Raw genomic sequence first — 16914 nt, 5'->3', positions numbered from 1 at the left:
CCGACTGCAATCGCTTCGGCAAAGGCTTGAACATCCTTGAGCCCGAGCAACACCGTTCCTATGTTACGACAACCGTCATGAGGACGTTAAATCGGCTTCTGAAGCAAGCAAGACACACCAGACGCGCTTCGCTCGCGTGTCCGCGCCTCCGCACGCCGGTCGCCGAGAAATGATTTCCGTGTGCGTCGCCACATACAATGGCGCCCGCTACGTCTTGGCGCAGTTGCAGAGCGTTCTGCCTCAGTTGGCGGCGGATGACGAAGTAATCGTAGCTGACGATGGATCGACCGACGCCACACGCGAGGTGGTGAAAGGCATTGGAGATCCAAGGATTCTCTGGCTCGAAAGCTCGCGAGTTGGCGTCGTCCGTAATTTTGAGCACGCCTTGCGGCATGCACGAGGCGACGTGATTTTTCTGTGCGATCAGGACGACATCTGGCTGCCCGACAAGGTGCAACGAGTCTTACGAGCATTGCATGAGACGAACCTCGTCGTGACCGATTGTCGGGTAGTCGACGACGCGCTCAACGAACTGCATCCATCCTTTTTTCGCCTCAACGGGTCGGGCGTCGGGTTGTTTCGGAACCTTGCTAAAAACGGTTATCTGGGTTGCTGCATGGCGATGCAGCGCTCGGTTCTAGAGGCCGCGTTGCCCTTTCCCGAGGGCATCGCGATGCACGACTGGTGGATCGGCTTGGTTGCCGAGCGCATGGGACGAGTGCATTTCCTTAATGAAACACTGTCGCTGTACCGTCGGCATGGTGGTAACGCTAGCCCGGCGGCCACGCGTTCTAACGTGCCGCTCGGCACGCGGTTGCGCTGGCGCGTGGACATGGTGCGGCACTTGTTTACGCGCCGTCCCCGGTCAATTGTGACGGAGCGGTCAGACGCATGAAAATCAGCACCATCACGGTGGCCTTTAACGCGGCGGGTACGATTGCCGATACGCTAAAATCCGTCGCCGCTCAGACGCTTTCGGACGTCGAACACATCGTGGTGGACGGCGCGTCGACGGACGGGACGTTGGACGTCATTTGTCGCCACGCAGGGCGTGTCGCGCGTGTGATATCGGAGCCGGACGCGGGCATTTACGATGCGATGAACAAGGGGCTGCGTCTCGCGACAGGAGATGTCGTCGGTTTTCTCAATGCCGACGATGTGTATGCGGATGCGGGAGTGCTCGCGCGGGTGTCAGCGATCATGGACACGGAAAAGCTCGACGCGCTGTTCGGGGATGCCGAGTTTGTCAATTCAAGCCGGCCCGACCGTCCGACGCGGCGTTACCGCTCGGACCGGTTTCGCCCCGAACGCATCGCGTGGGGATGGATGCCGGCACATCCGGCACTTTTTCTGCGACGCGAGCTGTATGAACGATTCGGAATATTCAGGACCGATTACCGTATCGCTGGCGACTTCGAACTGGTGGCGCGGATGTTTCACGGCGACACGTTGTGGTATCGCCACGTACCGGAAGTGCTGGTCCGGATGCGGACTGGGGGAATCAGCACGGGCGGGTGGCGCAACACTCTTCAGCTCAACCGCGAGGTGCTTCGCGCCTGCCGGGAGAATGGGATCCCGACCAATCTGCCAAAGATTCTTTCGAAATACCCGGCCAAGCTGCTCGAGTTTCTGCATCGATGAGGATTCTCGCTTCAGGCGCCGCCGGCTTTGTGGGACGCGCACTGTGCAGCCAGCTCTCCCGGCGCGGGCACGTCACGATACCTGCCGTACGCCGAGAGTCTCGGCTTGCGGGTGAATTTGTGGTTGGCGATATCGATGGCGGCACCGAATGGTCAGCGGCGCTCGCCGGCTGCGACGCCGTCGTCCACCTCGCCGCCCGCGTTCACGTGATGCACGACATTCCGACTGATCCGCATGCACTCTACCGCGCCATCAACACCGACGCGACGCTCAACCTCGCCCGCCAGGCTGCAGAGGTCGGCGTAAAGCGCTTCCTCTTCATTAGCACGATCAAGGTTAATGGCGAAGGGCGGGACGCCGCCTATTGCGAAACGGATACGCCTGCGCCGGAAGACGCGTACGCGATCTCGAAATGGGAGGCGGAGCAGGGACTCTGGCGGATCGCGCGGGAGACAGGGCTGGAGGTCGTTATCCTGCGGCCCCCGCTGGTTTACGGACCGGGCGTGAAGGCGAATTTCAGGCGTCTGCTGGATACCGTCGAGCGCGGCTGGCCGCTGCCGCTCGGTGCGATCGAAAACCGGCGCAGCCTGCTGTATCTCGGCAATTTCGTCGATGCGATCCGGCTCTGTATCGAGCATCCGGCCGCAGCCGGACAGACCTTTCTGATCGACGACGGCCAACCCGTTTCGACGCCCGAGCTGGTGCGCGCGGTGGCACGAGCCCTGGGACGGCCTGCGCGTCTGATCCCGGTACCGGCTCGTGCGCTGATGCTCGCTGGAGCCATCGTCGGCAAGCGCTCGGCCGTAGATCGGCTGACCGGCTCGCTTTGGGTAGATGCCTCGCTGATCCGGGAGCGCCTCGGTTGGACGCCGCCGTATTCGATGGCGGACGGGCTGGCCGCGACGGTCGCCCGATGATGGGCATGCTCGCTGTCCTTGCGGCCTTTGCCGCGAGCTGGCTTACGCTCGGGGGGCTACTGAAGCGCCGTCATGTCCTGCCCATGGATCACCCCAATGCACGCTCGCTACACGCGACCCCGACCCCGCGGATCGGTGGACTCGGCATCATGGCAGGGGTAATAGTCGCGGGCCTGTGGCTTGCCGACGCGGCTTTGCTTCCGATACTTCTCGGGGCCACGGCATTGGCCGGGCTGTCGCTCGCGGACGATGTACGCGGGCTACCCGTGTACGTACGTTTCCTGGCGCACTTCGTTGCCGCGGCGGCTTGCCTGCTGACTCTGGGTTTGTCCGGATGGAGTTTGCTCGCGGGTACGCTCGCAGTCGTGTGGATGACCAATCTTTACAATTTCATGGACGGCGCCGATGGACTGGCCGGGGGCATGGCCGTCATTGGCTTCGGTGCGCTCGCCCTGGCGGCGTGGCTCGGCGACGCGCCCGTACTGGCTGCGTTCTGTGCCGCGCCGGCTGCCGCGGCCTTGGCCTTCCTGCGCTTCAATTTTCCGCCGGCACGGCTCTTCATGGGCGACGCCGGGTCGATCCCGCTCGGTTTCATGGCGGCCACACTCGGGATACTCGGCGCGCGGCAGGGGGTATGGCCGTGGGCGTTTCCGCTGATCGTGTTCTCGCCCTTCATCGTCGACGCGACCGCGACGCTCGCCCGGCGAGCGTCGCGAGGCGAAAAGGTCTGGCGCGCGCATCGTTCCCACTATTACCAGCGCGTGGTGTTGCTCGGCGCGTCGCATCGCCAGCTCGCCGTGGCGGCGTGGGGCCTGATGCTCGCGATGGCCGCGCTGGGATTTTTGCTGCGGTCGTTTCCGCAACAGGCGACCGCGCTGCTTATACTGTCGGCCGCAATCTACCTGCTGATTTTTTTTGCCATCGACCGGCGCTGGCGTCTGGCCCGTAATGAAGTTTAATTCGCGCACCCTCGTCATCATCGTCTACGACATCCTGGTGGCGGCGTTCGCCTGGCTTGGCGCCTACTGGCTGCGCTTCAATCTCGACGTGCCGCCGGAGTTCGAGACCGCCGCGCTCGCGACGCTGATCTGGGTTGTGCCGCTGCAAGCCGTCGTATTCTGGCGCTTCGGCCTGTATCGCGGTATCTGGCGCTTCGCGAGCTTGCCCGACCTCAAGCGTATCGTGCTCGCTGCGGGCCTAGCGGCGCTGCTGATCCCTGTTGCGTTGGTGCTCTTTCGCGTCCACGCCATCGTTCCGCGTTCGGTGCTGATTCTCGACCCGCTGCTGCTGGTCATGGTGATGGGCGGCAGCCGGCTCGCCTACCGCGCGTGGAAGGAGCACCGGCTCGCGAGCGTGCTGCGCCCCGACAGCAAACCTGTGCTGGTGGCGGGTGCGGGCTCGGCGGCCGACTTCCTGCTCCGCGAACTCGCGCGCAACCCGGCGGGCTTCCATGTCGTTGGCCTGCTCGACGACAGCCGCGAGAAGCAGGGGCGGCTCGTTCAGGGGGTGCCGGTTCTCGGCGTGCTCGACGATGCCGCGGTGGTCGCGAAGCGCTTGGGCGTCGACGACGTCGTCCTTGCGCTGCCTTCAGCCGCGCACGAGATCCGCAAGCGCATCACCGAGGCGTGCACCGGCGCAGGTCTCAACGTGATGACCGTTCCTTCGCTCGAAGATCTGGTGGGCGGCCGCGTTTCGGTGTCGAGCCTGCGGCGCATCGAGCTCGACGACCTCCTCGGACGCGATCCCGTGCAGCTCGACGACAGCGGCCTGCATGGCTTGCTGACGGGGCAGGTGGTCATGGTGACCGGCGCGGGTGGCTCGATCGGCGCCGAGCTCTGCCGGCAGATCGCGCGCTTCGCACCGGCCAAGCTCGTGCTGTTCGAGCAGTCCGAGCTCGCGCTGTACGCGATGGAGCAGGAGCTGCCGCGCCGCCATCCGGAACTGGCAGTCGTGCCGGTGATCGGCGACGCCAAGAACGCTGCGTGGGTCAATCGCGTCATGGAGATGCATCGGCCGGCGATCGTCTTCCACGCCGCGGCGTATAAGCACGTTCCGCTGATGGAGAACGGCAACGCCTGGGAAGCGGTGAAGAACAACGTGCTCGGCACGCAGGTCGTCGCCGCGGCGGCGCAGGTGCATGGCGTCGGAAAGTTCGTGTTGATTTCGACCGACAAGGCCGTCAATCCGACCAACGTGATGGGTGCGAGCAAGCGCCTTGCCGAGATGGCGTGTCAGGCGATGCAACAGCGCGCCGGCGATGCCCCGACCGGTACGCGTTTCGTATCGGTGCGGTTCGGCAACGTGCTCGGATCGTCGGGCAGCGTCATCCCAAAGTTTCAGAAGCAGATCGAAGCGGGCGGACCGGTGACGGTCACGCATCCCGAAATCACCCGCTACTTCATGTCGATTCCGGAAGCCGCGCAGCTCGTCCTGCAGGCAGGCCTGATGGGTAAAGGCGGCGAAATCTTCGTGCTCGACATGGGCGAGCCCGTGAAGATCGCCGAGCTTGCGAAGCTCATGATCCGGCTGTCGGGCGCGGACGAAGCGCGCATACGCATCGAGTACACCGGCCTGCGCCCGGGCGAGAAGCTCTACGAGGAGCTGCTCGCGGACGACGAATCGACGCTTCCGACCCCGCATCCGAAGCTGCGCGTCGCCAAGGCGCGGCCCGCAGACCCGGGCTGGCATGCCGAATGCCTCGACTGGCTCGCGTATCCGGATAGCTACGACGAGGCCACGGTCAAGCGCCAGCTCAAGACCTGGGTGCCGGAATACCAGCCGGAATCCGCGTGAAGCCCGTCCACCTCAGTGAAATTCGCCGCGTGCTCGTCATCAAATGGAGCGCGCTCGGCGACGTGGTCATCGCGAGCGCGTTGATGGAGGACGTCGCGCGCGCCTTCCCCAGTGCCGAAATCGATCTCAACACCCAGCCCAACTGCGCCGGACTTTTTGCGCACGACCCGCGCTTCTCGGAGGTCTGGGCGATCGACGTGCGCAGCAAGACGCGGCGCTGGGCCAATAGCCTCGCGTGGATTAAAAAAGTTCGGCAAGGGCGATACGACCTCGTGATCGACCTGCAGGCTTCCGATCATTCGCGCCTGCTGCTCGCGCTGCTGTGGCTGACCGGCGGTGCGCCGCGCGTGCGCATCGGCAATCGCGGCGGTTTTCCGTACACGCATCAACCCGCGATCCGCAAGTCGGGCGCCCACGCGCTGCCGATGATGCAGTCGGTGCTCGAGTCGATCGGGATACCCGCGCGCACGACGCGCCCGGTGCTCCACCCGCCGCCCGAGCGGCTCGCGGCCGTCGACGCGCTGCGGTCCCGGCATGGGCTCGGCGACGGCGACTACGTTGTGCTGCTGCCGGGATCGAACGCGTCGGGGAAGCTCAAGCGCTGGGGGGCGGCGCGTTTCGCGGAACTCGCGCGCCTGCTTCACGCCGAGGGCGTCGCGAAAATCGTCGTGATCGGCGGGCCGGACGAAGTGGATGAATGTGAGGAGATCGCGCGCGCGGGCGACTATGTGCTGAACCTCAACGGACAGCTTCAGTTGTTCGACATCGCGCCGCTGTGCAGCGGCGCCTCGGCGATCGTCGGCAATGATACCGGCACGGCGCATTTCGCCTCGGCCGCGGGGCGCCCCTTGCTGGTCATATGCGGCCCTACCGACCCGCGCCGCGTCAAGCCGATCGGTGCCGGCACCGTCGCCGTGCAGGCCGTGCTGCCCTGCATCAACTGCTACGCCAAGACCTGCCGCAACCCCGACTTTCATGCGTGCATGAAGACTATTACGCCAGCCTGGATCGCGGCGCGCATGCCTGAGCTCGACGCAGGCGAACTCGCTGCCGGTCGCGACTGGCCGGAAGGCCTGCGCAGCTTCTGATGGCGCCGAAGCCTGCTCCGCCGCTGCGCGTGAAGGTTTTGAGCAGCCTGCCTGCGGCGGCGTGGCTGCACCAGCTGCCGCACGCCACCCCGGCCTGGGAGGGCTGCGAATTCGTCTTCGAGCGCGATGCGCGCGATTACGACTGGCTGGTCGTCTACGACGATCTACCCGCCCGTCCGGGCGAAGCGAAGAAGACCACGTTCGAGGAACTTGCGTGTCCGCGCGCGCATACATTGCTCGTGACGACCGAGCCGTCCTCGGTGAAGATCTACGGCGACGACTTCACGGCCCAGTTCGGCGCAGTGCTCACGAGTCAGCCCGACTGGGCGCTGCCGCATGGCCAGCGGATGTTCGGGCAGCCGGCGCTGCACTGGTTCTACGGGATCGGGCGCGACGAGACCGAGTCGTTCGACCATATGCTGGAGCATCCGCCGGCGGAGAAAACGCGCGACACCTCGATGGTCTATTCGCCCAAGGCCATGCGCCATACCCTGCATCATCGTCGCGCGCGCTTCATGCATTGGCTCGTCGCGCACATGCCCGAGCTCGACGTGTTCGGCCGGGGGACTGCGCGTGCGCTCGACGACAAGGCAGACTGCCTGCGCAGCTACCGCTACCACGTCGCAATTGAAAATTTTGTCGGCGTGCACCACTGGACGGAGAAGCTCGCCGACCCCTTTCTCGGGCTGACGCTGCCGTTCTATTACGGCTGCCCGAACGCCGAGGAATACTTTCCGCACGAGAGCTTCATCCGCATCGACATCGACGACCCGGCCGGGGCGCTGCACACCATTCGCAGCGCGATCGCCAACGACGAGTACGGCAAACGCCTTCCGGCCCTGCTCGAAGCGAGGCGACGCGTGATGTTCGAGCATAACTTCTTCGCTGTGATGGCCCGCGCGATCGCGCGTCTTCATCGTCCGGACACGGCCATCGAATGTGGCGCGAATATCTTGTCGCGGCGGGCGTTGCGGCTGTCGAGCCCGGTCGTCGCCTTGCGCGACCTGTACGGCAAGCTGCGCGGGCGGTTGCTGCATCTGCCCGCGGCGCTGCGCGGGCGAAGCTAACGCCGCGGCGCCCGCGCGAGCTGTTCGTAGAGCGCGAGCGTGCGCTCGATCATCGCCTTCAACGGAAAGAAGTCGCCCTCAGGCACCGCGTCGGGCTCCTGCAGCAGGTGCGCGATGCGCTGGCAGGCCTCGTCGATGCGGTCCATCGGCAGCAAGCCGGCCGGATAGACCGTACGCAGGATTTCCCCTACGCCGCCGTGATCGAAGCCCGCGGTCGGCACGCCGAGCCGCAGCGCTTCGAGCGTCGTGCGGCCGAAGGATTCGGGCTGGGTCGACAGAGAGAGCACGAGGTTCGACATAGCAAGGATGTTTTTCAGGTCGTCGCGCTGGCCCGTGAAACTGATGTCGGCTTCGAGCCCCATGCTGCGCACGCGGTAGCGCAACTTCTGCAAATAACGCTGCTTGGACGCTGCCGCGCCGCCGACGATCAGGCCATGCACGGGCAGTCCGCGGCGCTTCAGCCGGGCGACGAGTTCGATGAAGGACTCATGTCCCTTGAGGCGCGTGATGCGACCGGGCAGGGTGAGCAGCAGCTTGCCCGCCGCATTCGGGAACTGACCGAAGAATGCAGCGTGCCAGCCGGCATCGGGTTTCCAGCCATGGGGATAGAGCGCGCCGTCGACGCCGCGGTGGATGACGTCGACGCGCCACGGCAGGGTCTTGGGATATTCGCGCAGGATGTAGTCGCGCACCGTGTTGGAGACTGCGATCACGCGCTCGCCGCGCGCCATGATCGCGCTGTAGCGGTTGACGCCGTAGAGACCGTGTACGGTCGTGACGAAGCGCGGCCGCGTCGACGGGTCCATGCGGCGCCAGGCGAGCCAAGCGATCCAGGCCGGGACGCGCGAGCGCGCGTGGACGACGTCGACCTTTTGTTCGCTCAGGAATTTTCTCAGGCGCGAGACGAGCGCGAGCGTTCGCACCGACTTGACGCCGATCGGCCAGGTGAAATGCAGAGCACCCGCCTGCGTCAGCGGGGCGACGAGGCGCCCACCGGCGGACATGACGAGCGCGCGGTGGCCGTGTTCGACCAGCGCCTGCGCGATTTCGACGGTCCCGCGCTCGACGCCCCCGGATTCGAGCGCGGGAAGCAGTTGCAGTACGGTCAGTTTTTTTTCTTCAGACATGGGTTCCTAGTGCTTGGCGCCGAGCCAGTCGAGTATCCAGGCGGCGCACCGGTCGGCCTCGGCCAGCGGCGGGTTCGTTTTGCGGCGCAACGCGGGGTAAGGGGTTTCCTGCGCGCACCAGGCGGTAAAGCGCGTCACGCGCCCCGCGTCGGCGAGACGCGCGATCGCCCAGGCGACGCGGCTCTTCGGGTTGACCGGCAGGTCGAAGACGCCGACGTCCGCGCCGGCGGTCAAGGCTTCGAACACCATCGATGCACTGTCGGGCGTGACCCAGACGTTGTCGCAGCGCGCGAGTTGCGCGGGCAGCCAGTCGGGTGGGGTAGCTGTATGGGGGACGACCGTCAGGTTCGGGGCCGTCTTCGGCAACTGCGCGAGGAAATCTTCGGGCGTACGGCGCGATGTCGTGAGCGTCCACTGGATCGCCGGCGTGCGCGCGGTGATGCTCTGGATCTGCAGCAGGATCGCGTCGCTGTCCCAGGTGAAATGGGTCGAAACGCCTCCGATCAGCAGCAGCCCCCGCGTCGCGGTCTCGGTCGTGCGCAGTGCGGGCGGCCGGATACGGTTCAGCGCGCCCTCGGTCACGAGCGTGTGCGCATCGGGTTCAACACCGTCGTGCTCCGGAATAATGCACAGGTCGAACGCGCGACGCGGCAGGCTCGGCTTCATCAGCACGACGGCGCGCCCCCCGCGTGCACGGCGCAGGGCGAGCAGCGTCAGGTGGGTGGCGTGGCCGGCGCCGACGATCAGATCCGGCCGCGGCTCCTTGCCATGCGGCGCGCGTTTCGAAAGCCAGGCGAGCCACGCGCGCCACGGTGCGAGCGCCGGGAAGGTGCGGATATCCGTCGGGCTTGCGCGCGCCAGCGCTTCGGCCAGTCCGAGCGACTGGTTCACGTGCCCCGGCTTGCCGTCGTTGATGACCCAGACGACCAGAGGATGTGTCCGAGTCGCCTCAGTCAAAGGTCGACCTTGTCGCGCGATGCGTTCGCGCATTCGATGCGGCACTCCTGTCGCACGACCGGTTCCGGAGGGGATTAGACATCGCAGCAGTGAGAAACTTCATGTGGCGCCGAGTGTAAACCAACTGGTTCGCGGCCTGCCGCCAGGCGCTACAGCGTTCTGTGCCATTCGCGCGCGAGTGCCGCGTGCCAGCGATAGGGCGCGGGGTCGAGCGCTGGCGTGCGACCTTCCATCAGGTCGACCAACAGTTCGGCCGAAGCCGGCGCCAGCGTCACCCCGTAGCGGTAATGCCCCGTGTTGACGAAGACATTGTCGTAATCCGGGTGCCGGTCGATGATCGGGATATTGTCCGGCGAGCCCGGGCGCAGCCCGGCCCAGTGGCGGATCGGCTCGACACGCCGCAGCGCCGGCAGGAGTTCCGCCGCCTCGGCGTGCAGTCGGGCGCGCGTCGCCGCGTCGGTCGACTTGTCGAAGCCGACGTCCTCGACCGTGCTGCCGACGAGCACGTGGCCGTCACGGCGGGGAATCAGATAGAGCCCGTTGCGATAGAGGATGGTTTCGAGCGCGCCTGGGGTGAGCTTGAAGAGCAGCATCTGGCCGCGGATCGGGCGTACCTGCGGCATGGGGGCCAAGCCCTCGAGTCCCAGCCCGGACCAGGCACCGGTCGCCAGCACGACGCTGTCAGCCGCCAGTGTTTCCGCTTCAGTCCGTATCGCCGTGACGCGTCGGCCATCACGCACCACGCCGACTGCCGGGCAGTGTTCGCGGATCGTGCCACCGGTTCTGGTCACCGCAGCCTGCAGCGCGGCCACCAGCCGGGGATTACGTACTTGGGCGATGCCGGGGAGCCAGAGCGGATTTCCCGTGCAGACATCGCGCTCGAGGTTCTGCATCTCCGGGCAGCCCGGCTCCCCCCTTATCCCGTGGGCGCTACACCAGCGCAGCGCCTCGTCGGGGAACGGCACGTCGAGTGCGAGCATGCCACAGCGCCACAATTCGGCATCGTGCCCGGATGTCGCCTCGATGTTGTCCACCCAGCCGGCGTAGCCGCCCATCGCACGCAAGGCGAGGGAGGAAACGGGGTCGGGATAATCCCACGGCAGCAGGGGCGAGAGTATGCCGCCGCCCGCCCACGACGACTCTGCCCCGGCCGTGCCGCGCTCCAGCAGGGTCACCTTGTGCCCGCGCTGCAACAGGGCCAGTGCGACAGCCAAGCCGGACACCCCGGCACCGACCACGAGCGTGCGGCCGGTCAAGCAGCGTTCCCTTCTGGAGCGTAAAAGCCGTTTTTGTTCACCGCGCAATTTTAGAGGGGATTGTCCACCCCGGCGATGTTCGCGCTCGATAGGCGCGCTACAGAATCCAGCCGATGCGCCGTAATAACCGGTTAGCGCAACCCAGGCGAGCGGAATGCGGCGCCGATTACCCGCTTGGCGGGCCAAAGACGCCGGCCATCGGTTATCCGTGGCAGCTGCCCCGGACAGGAGTTAGGGTGCAAACACGTGAAAAGGGACGAGACATGAAGTCGGGAAGACAAAACGGATTCACGTTGATCGAACTGATGATTACGGTGGCGATCGTCGGCATTCTGGCGTCGATCGCCTATCCGGGGTATCAGAAATACATGCTCTCGGCGCGCCGTGCCGACGCGCAGGCCGACCTGCTCAAGATACAGCTCGGGCTCGAGAAGTGGCGGGCGAATCACAACACCTACTCGAGCAACCTCGCTGACGCCGGTTTTTCCGACAACAATCCCTATTACGGCTACAGCATCACGGTCGGCAGCGCCACCGCCACCAGCGCCAGCGCCTATACCGTCACGGCGACCGCCACCGGCGCCCAGGCCAACGACAGCGGCTGTACGTCGCTCGCGATCAACCAGAGCGGCAACAAAACACCCGCTTCGGGCTGCTGGACGAAATAGGGCCACGACATGAGACCGCTCCCCGGGCCGAAGGGCTTCACCCTCGTGGAAATGGTGATTGTCGTCGCGATTCTCGCGATCCTGCTCACGATGGCCGCACCGTCATTCAATTCGTTCTTTGACAAATATCGCGTCAAGCGTGCGGCAGAAACGGTGAGCGCCTTCCTTGTCAACGCCAAAAGCGAAGCCATCAAGCGCAACAAGAAACTGAATGCGGTGGTGACCGGCAGCGGTTCGACCTGGTGCATAGGGATGACAGAGTCGTCGACCTGCGACTGCTCGACCGGCGCGTGCAAAGTCGACGATGTCGATCGCGCGGTCTACAGCACTGCGTTCAAGGGGGTCGAATTGGACGAACCCGGTACCGGCCACGTGTTCGGGTTCAACCCGCAGCGAGGAACGGTCGTCGGCAACGAAACCGTGGAACTCGAGTCCGCGAACGGCGTGGAGGTTTATGTGAAGGTGGGAACCGTCGGGCGTATCCGGATCTGCGTCCCCGGCGGCGGTCAGGGGTATCCATCATGCTGAACCTCCGCACCCGACACCAAGCTGGCTTCGGCCTGGTCGAGCTCATGATCGGCCTCGCGGTGGGCATGATCGTCGTGGCCGCCGCGATGAGCCTCTTGACCACCACGATGAGCAGCAGCAACGACACCATCAAGATGGGGCGGCTGGATCAGGAGATGCGCCAGGTCATGACCATGCTTTCCCGCGACCTGCGGCGAGCGACGATCTGGGATCCAGCGGCGGAAGTCACCCGCATTCGCCTGACCGATCCGCTGACCTTGAGCGGCACGACCGGAACCGTGACGGTGACGAGCAGCGCCGGCAATCTCGGAGACATCGGAACGAAGGCAGAGGGGGGAACCCTCGTTTACAAAAACGGCACGACCGTCTATCGCGGCAGTATCACGAATTACAACAGCGGCAGTTTCAGCGTGACGCTCACCGGCACCTGGCCCGCCAGCGTCACCAACGCGGACGGCGTGCCGGCGACCAGTTGGAACATCCTGCGTCCGGAATCCACCCTGATCCACACCACGAACTGCATTCTATTTGCCTCCGACACCGACGCCAGCGGGACCTACGCCAACGGCGAGCGGCTCGGCTACCGCCTCGATACGACCGAGAACGCCGTGGAAGTCCGTACGTCTGCAAGCAGCGGCGACACCTGCACTTCGGGCGGTAGCTGGGAAAACCTCACCGACGAAAACGTTGTCGAGATCGACGTCTTCACCGTCACCAACAATTCCCCTGTCACGCTCACGAGCTCGGGTTTTTCCATCGACGTGCGCGAATTCACGATCAAGATCACGGGCCACCTGAAAGCCGACCCCGGCGTCGAGCGGACGCTTCAGGAAACCATTCGTGTCCGCAACGACAGATTGAGCTGACCATGACGACATCCGGCAAGCCGTTCGTTCCCGCCAGCCAGCGCGGCATCTCCCTGATCGTCACCTTGATGATCGTGATCCTGCTGAGCCTGCTCGCGCTCTACGGCGCAGGCGTGCTGACGCTCGATACCCGTTCCGCGGCCAACGATTTTCGTGCGCGTGAGGCCCTCGCGGCGGCCGAGTCGGGGATGGAGCAGGGCTTGGGCCTGCTGAACGCCAATCGGGCACGCCTCAGCCCCAGCGGATTGCATAACAGTGACGACCTGACTACGACCCCGATCCTGACCTGGACGACCTGTACCAGTTCGGCGGCTCCATGCCTGCCGATCCGCTCGGGCGATCGGACCAATTGGAAATACCTTGCGATCAATACATATTCCAGCGGTAGCCTGACCAGTCAGCCGAGTCAGGGCAGTTTCGAGCTGTTCCTGCTGACCCCCGTCAGCGGTGCAAGCAGCCGACTGGTATACAACGTTGTCGCCATCGGCAAGTCGGCGGATACCACCAGCACCTCGGTGATCAAGCAGGGCGCGTTTTTCTACCCGTTGCTGCTCGGCAACGTCGGCACGCCGCTTGCGGCGGCGAGCAACGTCGACTTGACCGGCAACTACAGCATCATCACCAACTCGAACGGCGGCGGATCGGGCGTACCCGTGTCGGCCTGGTCGGACGGCGCGTTCAGCCCGGGCGGAAGCTTTGCAAGTTGCCACGTCGGCGATTTCACCGGCGGGGCCTGCCCGTCGTCCGAAGCGCTCACCTCGAGCGGCACGGTCGGTCCCGACATGATCGGGAACGATGCCAACTTCCCCGCCGACCTGTTTCTGTTCCTGTTCGGCGTCCCCGAAACCGAGTATCAGAAAATCAAGGATCAAGCGAAGGTCGTGACGAGTTGTGCCGGCCTCGGCGCGACATCCAGCGGCCTGATCTGGGTCACCGGCGACTGCAATCCGCCCGGTCAGGTCGGAACAGCCGACAATCCGGTGCTTCTCGTGGTGGAAGGCGACACCACGTTCAACGCCGGCACTGAATTCTACGGTCTGCTGTACCTGTTCGACCCGGCGTTCGCAGCGGGCACCCCGCCGCGCCTGATCGCCAACGGCAACGCTCACCTGTACGGCGCATTGTTTGCGCACGATGGCGTCGATTTGCAGCTTACGGGCGGATTCGTCCTCGAATTCGACTCCGAAGTTTTGGAAAACCTGAAAAACAGCCCATCCGGTCGCAATTTGGCGCGCATTCCCGGCGCCTGGTCGGATGTTCAGTGATGGAGACGGCTATGCCTCGCTTTCCTGGTCAAATTGGCACGCGGCATCAAGGCGGCTTCAGCCTGGTCGAGGCGCTGTTTTCCGCATTGATACTGGCCGTCGCGCTGCTCGGACTGGCCGGGTTCCATGCGGCCGCCATGCAGGACGGCAGCCTCGTCAAGGCGCGCTCGATCGCGGCCAGCCTGGCTCAGGAGAAACTGGATGACCTGCGCGGTTTTACCCGCCTCGAAGACGACGCCACTACGACGGGCGTGAACGAATGTGCCGACCCGACGTTCTGTTTCAGTGAAATCGCCAATAACGCCGGGGGACGCGAAAACAGCGGCAGTCTGCTCCTTCCCTCGGGAACGGTCAGTGGTTACACCGACAGCTATTCGCTCGAATGGGCTGTGACCTGCGCGGCCGAAACGGCCGGCAGCGCATTGAGTTTTAGCAGCACCTGCACGGACCCGACCGCAAAGCTGGCAACCGTGACCGTTTCCTGGACCGACAGCAAGGGCGGACCTCAGGAGGTCGAATTGCAGGGCGTGATCTATGCGATGGATCCGGCGCGTATGGCGATGGGGACGGCCAGTGCCTTTTCGACGCAAAAACCCGTGGCAGGTTATACGCCTGTCGGGGTGCCGGACGCTGTTCCTGTTCCGATCAACACCGGGGGCTCCCAGTTCAAGGAATCGAGCAAGCCGCTGCCCGAAGTCTCCCAGAGCGGTGACGGGATCAACGTGAGCTTCGACTCGGTCGTCTACTCGCGCGACGGCGCAGGCTACCAGAAGGATTCGCAGGAAGAATTCAGCAGCGTTACCTGCGAGTGTCAGTTCAACAGCGGGACCGGCACAGGCTACACGCCCACGCGCAAGGTATGGAACGGCTCCCGACTGGTGAACCAGGCCGGTGAAGCCGTCACCAAGAAAACAGGGCAGCCCCTCGGCAACAACCCGCCGTCCCAGTGCGACGTCTGCTGTCGTGACCACCACGACCGCGCCGCCAACGACCCGAAGTACGATCCGAAGCGGCCCACTTCCGACTACACGGGCAGCGAAGATCACAAACATTATTGGTATTCGAGCTGCGTCAGTGGCGGGGTGGGTGCGGCGAACTGCACCGACGCCAACAAGGATGCAAGCCTCGCTTCGGGCTCGGCCTTCACCGAAGTCACCGACGGGGCTTACCTCGAGTCGTGCCGCGTCGGACGCGTCGACGGTTTCTGGCGCGTGATGCAGGACTGGCAGCTGCGCAAGGTCACCATCCTTCCGTACAACTTCCTGCTGAATAATCAGACCAACCTGAACAATTACGTCGACGTCGTCGAGAAGGTTGTGGAAAACGCAGTGAAGACAGACTCCGGCGGCTCCGGCGTTACCGTGCCGACGCTGGGTGGACGCGATCTGACACTTCCCTCAGGTTCCGATCCGGTGCAGCTACTGTCGCGGGCGGTCTACGTCGACACGATATACAACGCCGAAGACGATCCGGCGACCTCGAGCGTGAACGAGCAAAACACCGTCGACACGGCGTACTACTCAGCGTTGCTTGCCAAGGTCACTGCCAGTCAGACCGCGTCGAACTCGGCGTGGCTGGAATTCGCGCCATTCTACGAAGCCAATCTCACGCTGCTCTTCGACTGGATATCCTCGGACACCGGTGTCGCCACCGTGACCAGCGAAGCCATCAACGCGATTGTCGACCCCGTGAACAGGTATTACGGCAGCTTCAGCCGTGGCAAGGTGACCGTGCAGAGCGGCACAACCGCGGGGACGTCGACGATTACGGCCAAGGCCCGGCTTTCCAACAGCGGCGTGACGGGTGGCGTCAACGTTAACGTAAATCCCACCCCCCCAACTTATGTGCCCGGCGTGAGCTACGGTACCGATGTATACGACAATCTGAGCAGCAATGTGCTGGCCGACACGATCACCGTGAGCCGTCCGGCCGCGGGGACGGCACATTCCATCACGGGGAAGGTCGTGAAAGGGAATGGATCTGCCAACGTGGCCGAGACGGGCACCCCGGCATCGCCGATCACGGTGACGCTCAACACGACGTCGGGCTCGGTCATCAGCCCATGCAGTGCCCAGGTCGGCGACTCGGATGTTTACGCGTGGTACTACTCGTGTACCGTCTCGAACGGCTGGACCGGCACCCTGACCGTCGGCAGTACGGGATCGGTATACACGTTCGACGACGCTACCAGCAGATCGCTCTCCACTTCGTCCATGACAGTGGCTAATGCGACGACGGTCGGCCAGGTCATCGCCTTCGGCGACACGGTGACCCTGACTGGCCAAATCACGAACGCCAACTTCCCGAACGGAGCACCGCAGCCGGCTGTTACCGCGGCCGACACGGCGATTACGTTCAGCGGAACATCCAGCGGTACTTGCACCAACAAGGCTGTGACGGGCGCTGGCAGTAACGAGAAGCTGGTCTACTCCTGCGTCGTGCCGAAAGGATGGACCGGCGCCATTACCATCGCCGTCGATCCCACCGGGGGGACGTATACCTATCTCTCGCCAGGCGGTACGCCTTGCAACGGATCGACCACGGGTTCCTGCACCCTGGCATCGATAACCTCGGCGCTGGCGGATGTGGATGGTACCTCGAGCTCGGCGACGCTCCTGCAAAAACAACAAACCAACGTCGAGGCGCGGCGCTGACACGCACACGCGTAGTCACGGAATCGGGGCCTTCGGGCCCCGATTCTTTTTAGCTTTGGGCGGAAATCGTCAGGACTGGTTTGGAGG

General features: G+C 64.5%; 15 protein-coding genes. 12 read left to right on the top strand and 3 right to left on the bottom strand.

Features of this window, described 5'->3' with window-relative positions; genetic code table 11:
- Nucleotides 1–169 precede the first annotated feature (169 nt).
- The 7 genes from TBD_RS09405 to TBD_RS09375 are packed head-to-tail and all read left to right on the top strand — an operon-like array spanning nucleotide 170 to nucleotide 7506.
- The gene (locus TBD_RS09405) at nucleotides 170–895 is read left to right on the top strand and encodes a glycosyltransferase family 2 protein (RefSeq protein WP_011312387.1); all 726 of its coding nucleotides are present in this window, start codon (nucleotides 170–172) and stop codon (nucleotides 893–895) included.
- Nucleotides 892–1641, top strand: coding sequence for a glycosyltransferase family 2 protein (locus tag TBD_RS09400; protein WP_011312386.1), 750 nt, complete (start codon nucleotides 892–894; stop codon nucleotides 1639–1641). The genes TBD_RS09405 and TBD_RS09400 overlap by 4 nt, the downstream gene beginning before the upstream one ends.
- Entirely contained in the window at nucleotides 1638–2558 is a 921-nt protein-coding gene (locus TBD_RS09395) for a UDP-glucose 4-epimerase family protein (protein WP_011312385.1), read from the top strand. Before TBD_RS09400 ends, TBD_RS09395 begins: the two co-directional genes overlap by 4 nt.
- A gap of 5 nt (nucleotides 2559–2563) precedes the next feature.
- Nucleotides 2564–3517, top strand: a complete 954-nt coding sequence (locus TBD_RS09390) for an MraY family glycosyltransferase (protein ID WP_238376444.1) — start codon at nucleotides 2564–2566, stop codon at nucleotides 3515–3517.
- A complete protein-coding gene (locus tag TBD_RS09385) occupies nucleotides 3507–5351 on the top strand; it encodes a polysaccharide biosynthesis protein (protein ID WP_011312383.1) in 1845 nt (614 codons plus the stop codon). The genes TBD_RS09390 and TBD_RS09385 overlap by 11 nt, the downstream gene beginning before the upstream one ends.
- On the top strand, nucleotides 5348–6439 hold the full coding sequence (locus TBD_RS09380) for a glycosyltransferase family 9 protein (RefSeq protein WP_238376443.1): 1092 nt from the start codon (nucleotides 5348–5350) through the stop codon (nucleotides 6437–6439). The genes TBD_RS09385 and TBD_RS09380 overlap by 4 nt, the downstream gene beginning before the upstream one ends.
- Nucleotides 6439–7506 (top strand): glycosyltransferase family 10 domain-containing protein, encoded by a 1068-nt coding sequence (locus TBD_RS09375; RefSeq protein ID WP_011312381.1) that lies wholly within the window; start codon nucleotides 6439–6441, stop codon nucleotides 7504–7506. The genes TBD_RS09380 and TBD_RS09375 overlap by 1 nt, the downstream gene beginning before the upstream one ends.
- Here the strand turns inward: TBD_RS09375 and TBD_RS09370 are convergent.
- The 3 genes from TBD_RS09370 to thiO all read right to left on the bottom strand — a co-directional run bounded on the left by TBD_RS09370 (nucleotide 7503) and on the right by thiO (nucleotide 10804).
- Entirely contained in the window at nucleotides 7503–8633 is a 1131-nt protein-coding gene (locus TBD_RS09370) for a glycosyltransferase family 4 protein (protein WP_011312380.1), read from the bottom strand. The two genes, TBD_RS09375 and TBD_RS09370, sit on opposite strands and share 4 nt — an antisense overlap.
- A 6-nt stretch (nucleotides 8634–8639) precedes the next feature.
- Nucleotides 8640–9590 carry a mitochondrial fission ELM1 family protein gene (locus tag TBD_RS09365; protein WP_041433128.1) on the bottom strand — a complete coding sequence of 317 codons (951 nt, stop codon included), beginning with the start codon at nucleotides 9588–9590 and terminating at the stop codon, nucleotides 8640–8642.
- 149 nt (nucleotides 9591–9739) lie between these two features.
- Nucleotides 9740–10804, bottom strand: a complete 1065-nt coding sequence (thiO, locus tag TBD_RS09360) for a glycine oxidase ThiO (protein WP_425314935.1) — start codon at nucleotides 10802–10804, stop codon at nucleotides 9740–9742.
- 305 nt (nucleotides 10805–11109) lie between these two features.
- Here thiO and TBD_RS09355 point away from each other — a divergent pair, with 305 nt between their 5' ends.
- Genes TBD_RS09355 through TBD_RS09335 form a run of 5 tightly spaced genes read left to right on the top strand, consistent with a single transcriptional unit; the run spans nucleotide 11110 to nucleotide 16827 of the window.
- Entirely contained in the window at nucleotides 11110–11514 is a 405-nt protein-coding gene (locus tag TBD_RS09355; RefSeq protein WP_011312377.1) for a type IV pilin protein, read from the top strand.
- A 9-nt stretch (nucleotides 11515–11523) separates the two neighbouring features.
- Nucleotides 11524–12042, top strand: coding sequence for a GspH/FimT family pseudopilin (locus TBD_RS14315; RefSeq protein ID WP_011312376.1), 519 nt, complete (start codon nucleotides 11524–11526; stop codon nucleotides 12040–12042).
- Nucleotides 12036–12908, top strand: coding sequence for a prepilin-type N-terminal cleavage/methylation domain-containing protein (locus TBD_RS09345; protein ID WP_011312375.1), 873 nt, complete (start codon nucleotides 12036–12038; stop codon nucleotides 12906–12908). Before TBD_RS14315 ends, TBD_RS09345 begins: the two co-directional genes overlap by 7 nt.
- Before the next feature lie 2 nt (nucleotides 12909–12910).
- Nucleotides 12911–14173, top strand: coding sequence for a pilus assembly PilX family protein (locus TBD_RS09340; protein ID WP_011312374.1), 1263 nt, complete (start codon nucleotides 12911–12913; stop codon nucleotides 14171–14173).
- Between the two features lie 11 nt (nucleotides 14174–14184).
- Entirely contained in the window at nucleotides 14185–16827 is a 2643-nt protein-coding gene (locus TBD_RS09335; protein ID WP_011312373.1) for a hypothetical protein, read from the top strand.
- The last annotated feature ends 87 nt before the right edge of the window (nucleotides 16828–16914 follow it).

Origin of the sequence: Thiobacillus denitrificans ATCC 25259 (assembly GCF_000012745.1) — a bacterium.
GTDB classification, from domain to species: Bacteria; Pseudomonadota; Gammaproteobacteria; order Burkholderiales; family Thiobacillaceae; genus Thiobacillus; species Thiobacillus denitrificans_B.
This window is presented reverse-complemented; position numbering and strand designations above follow the sequence as displayed.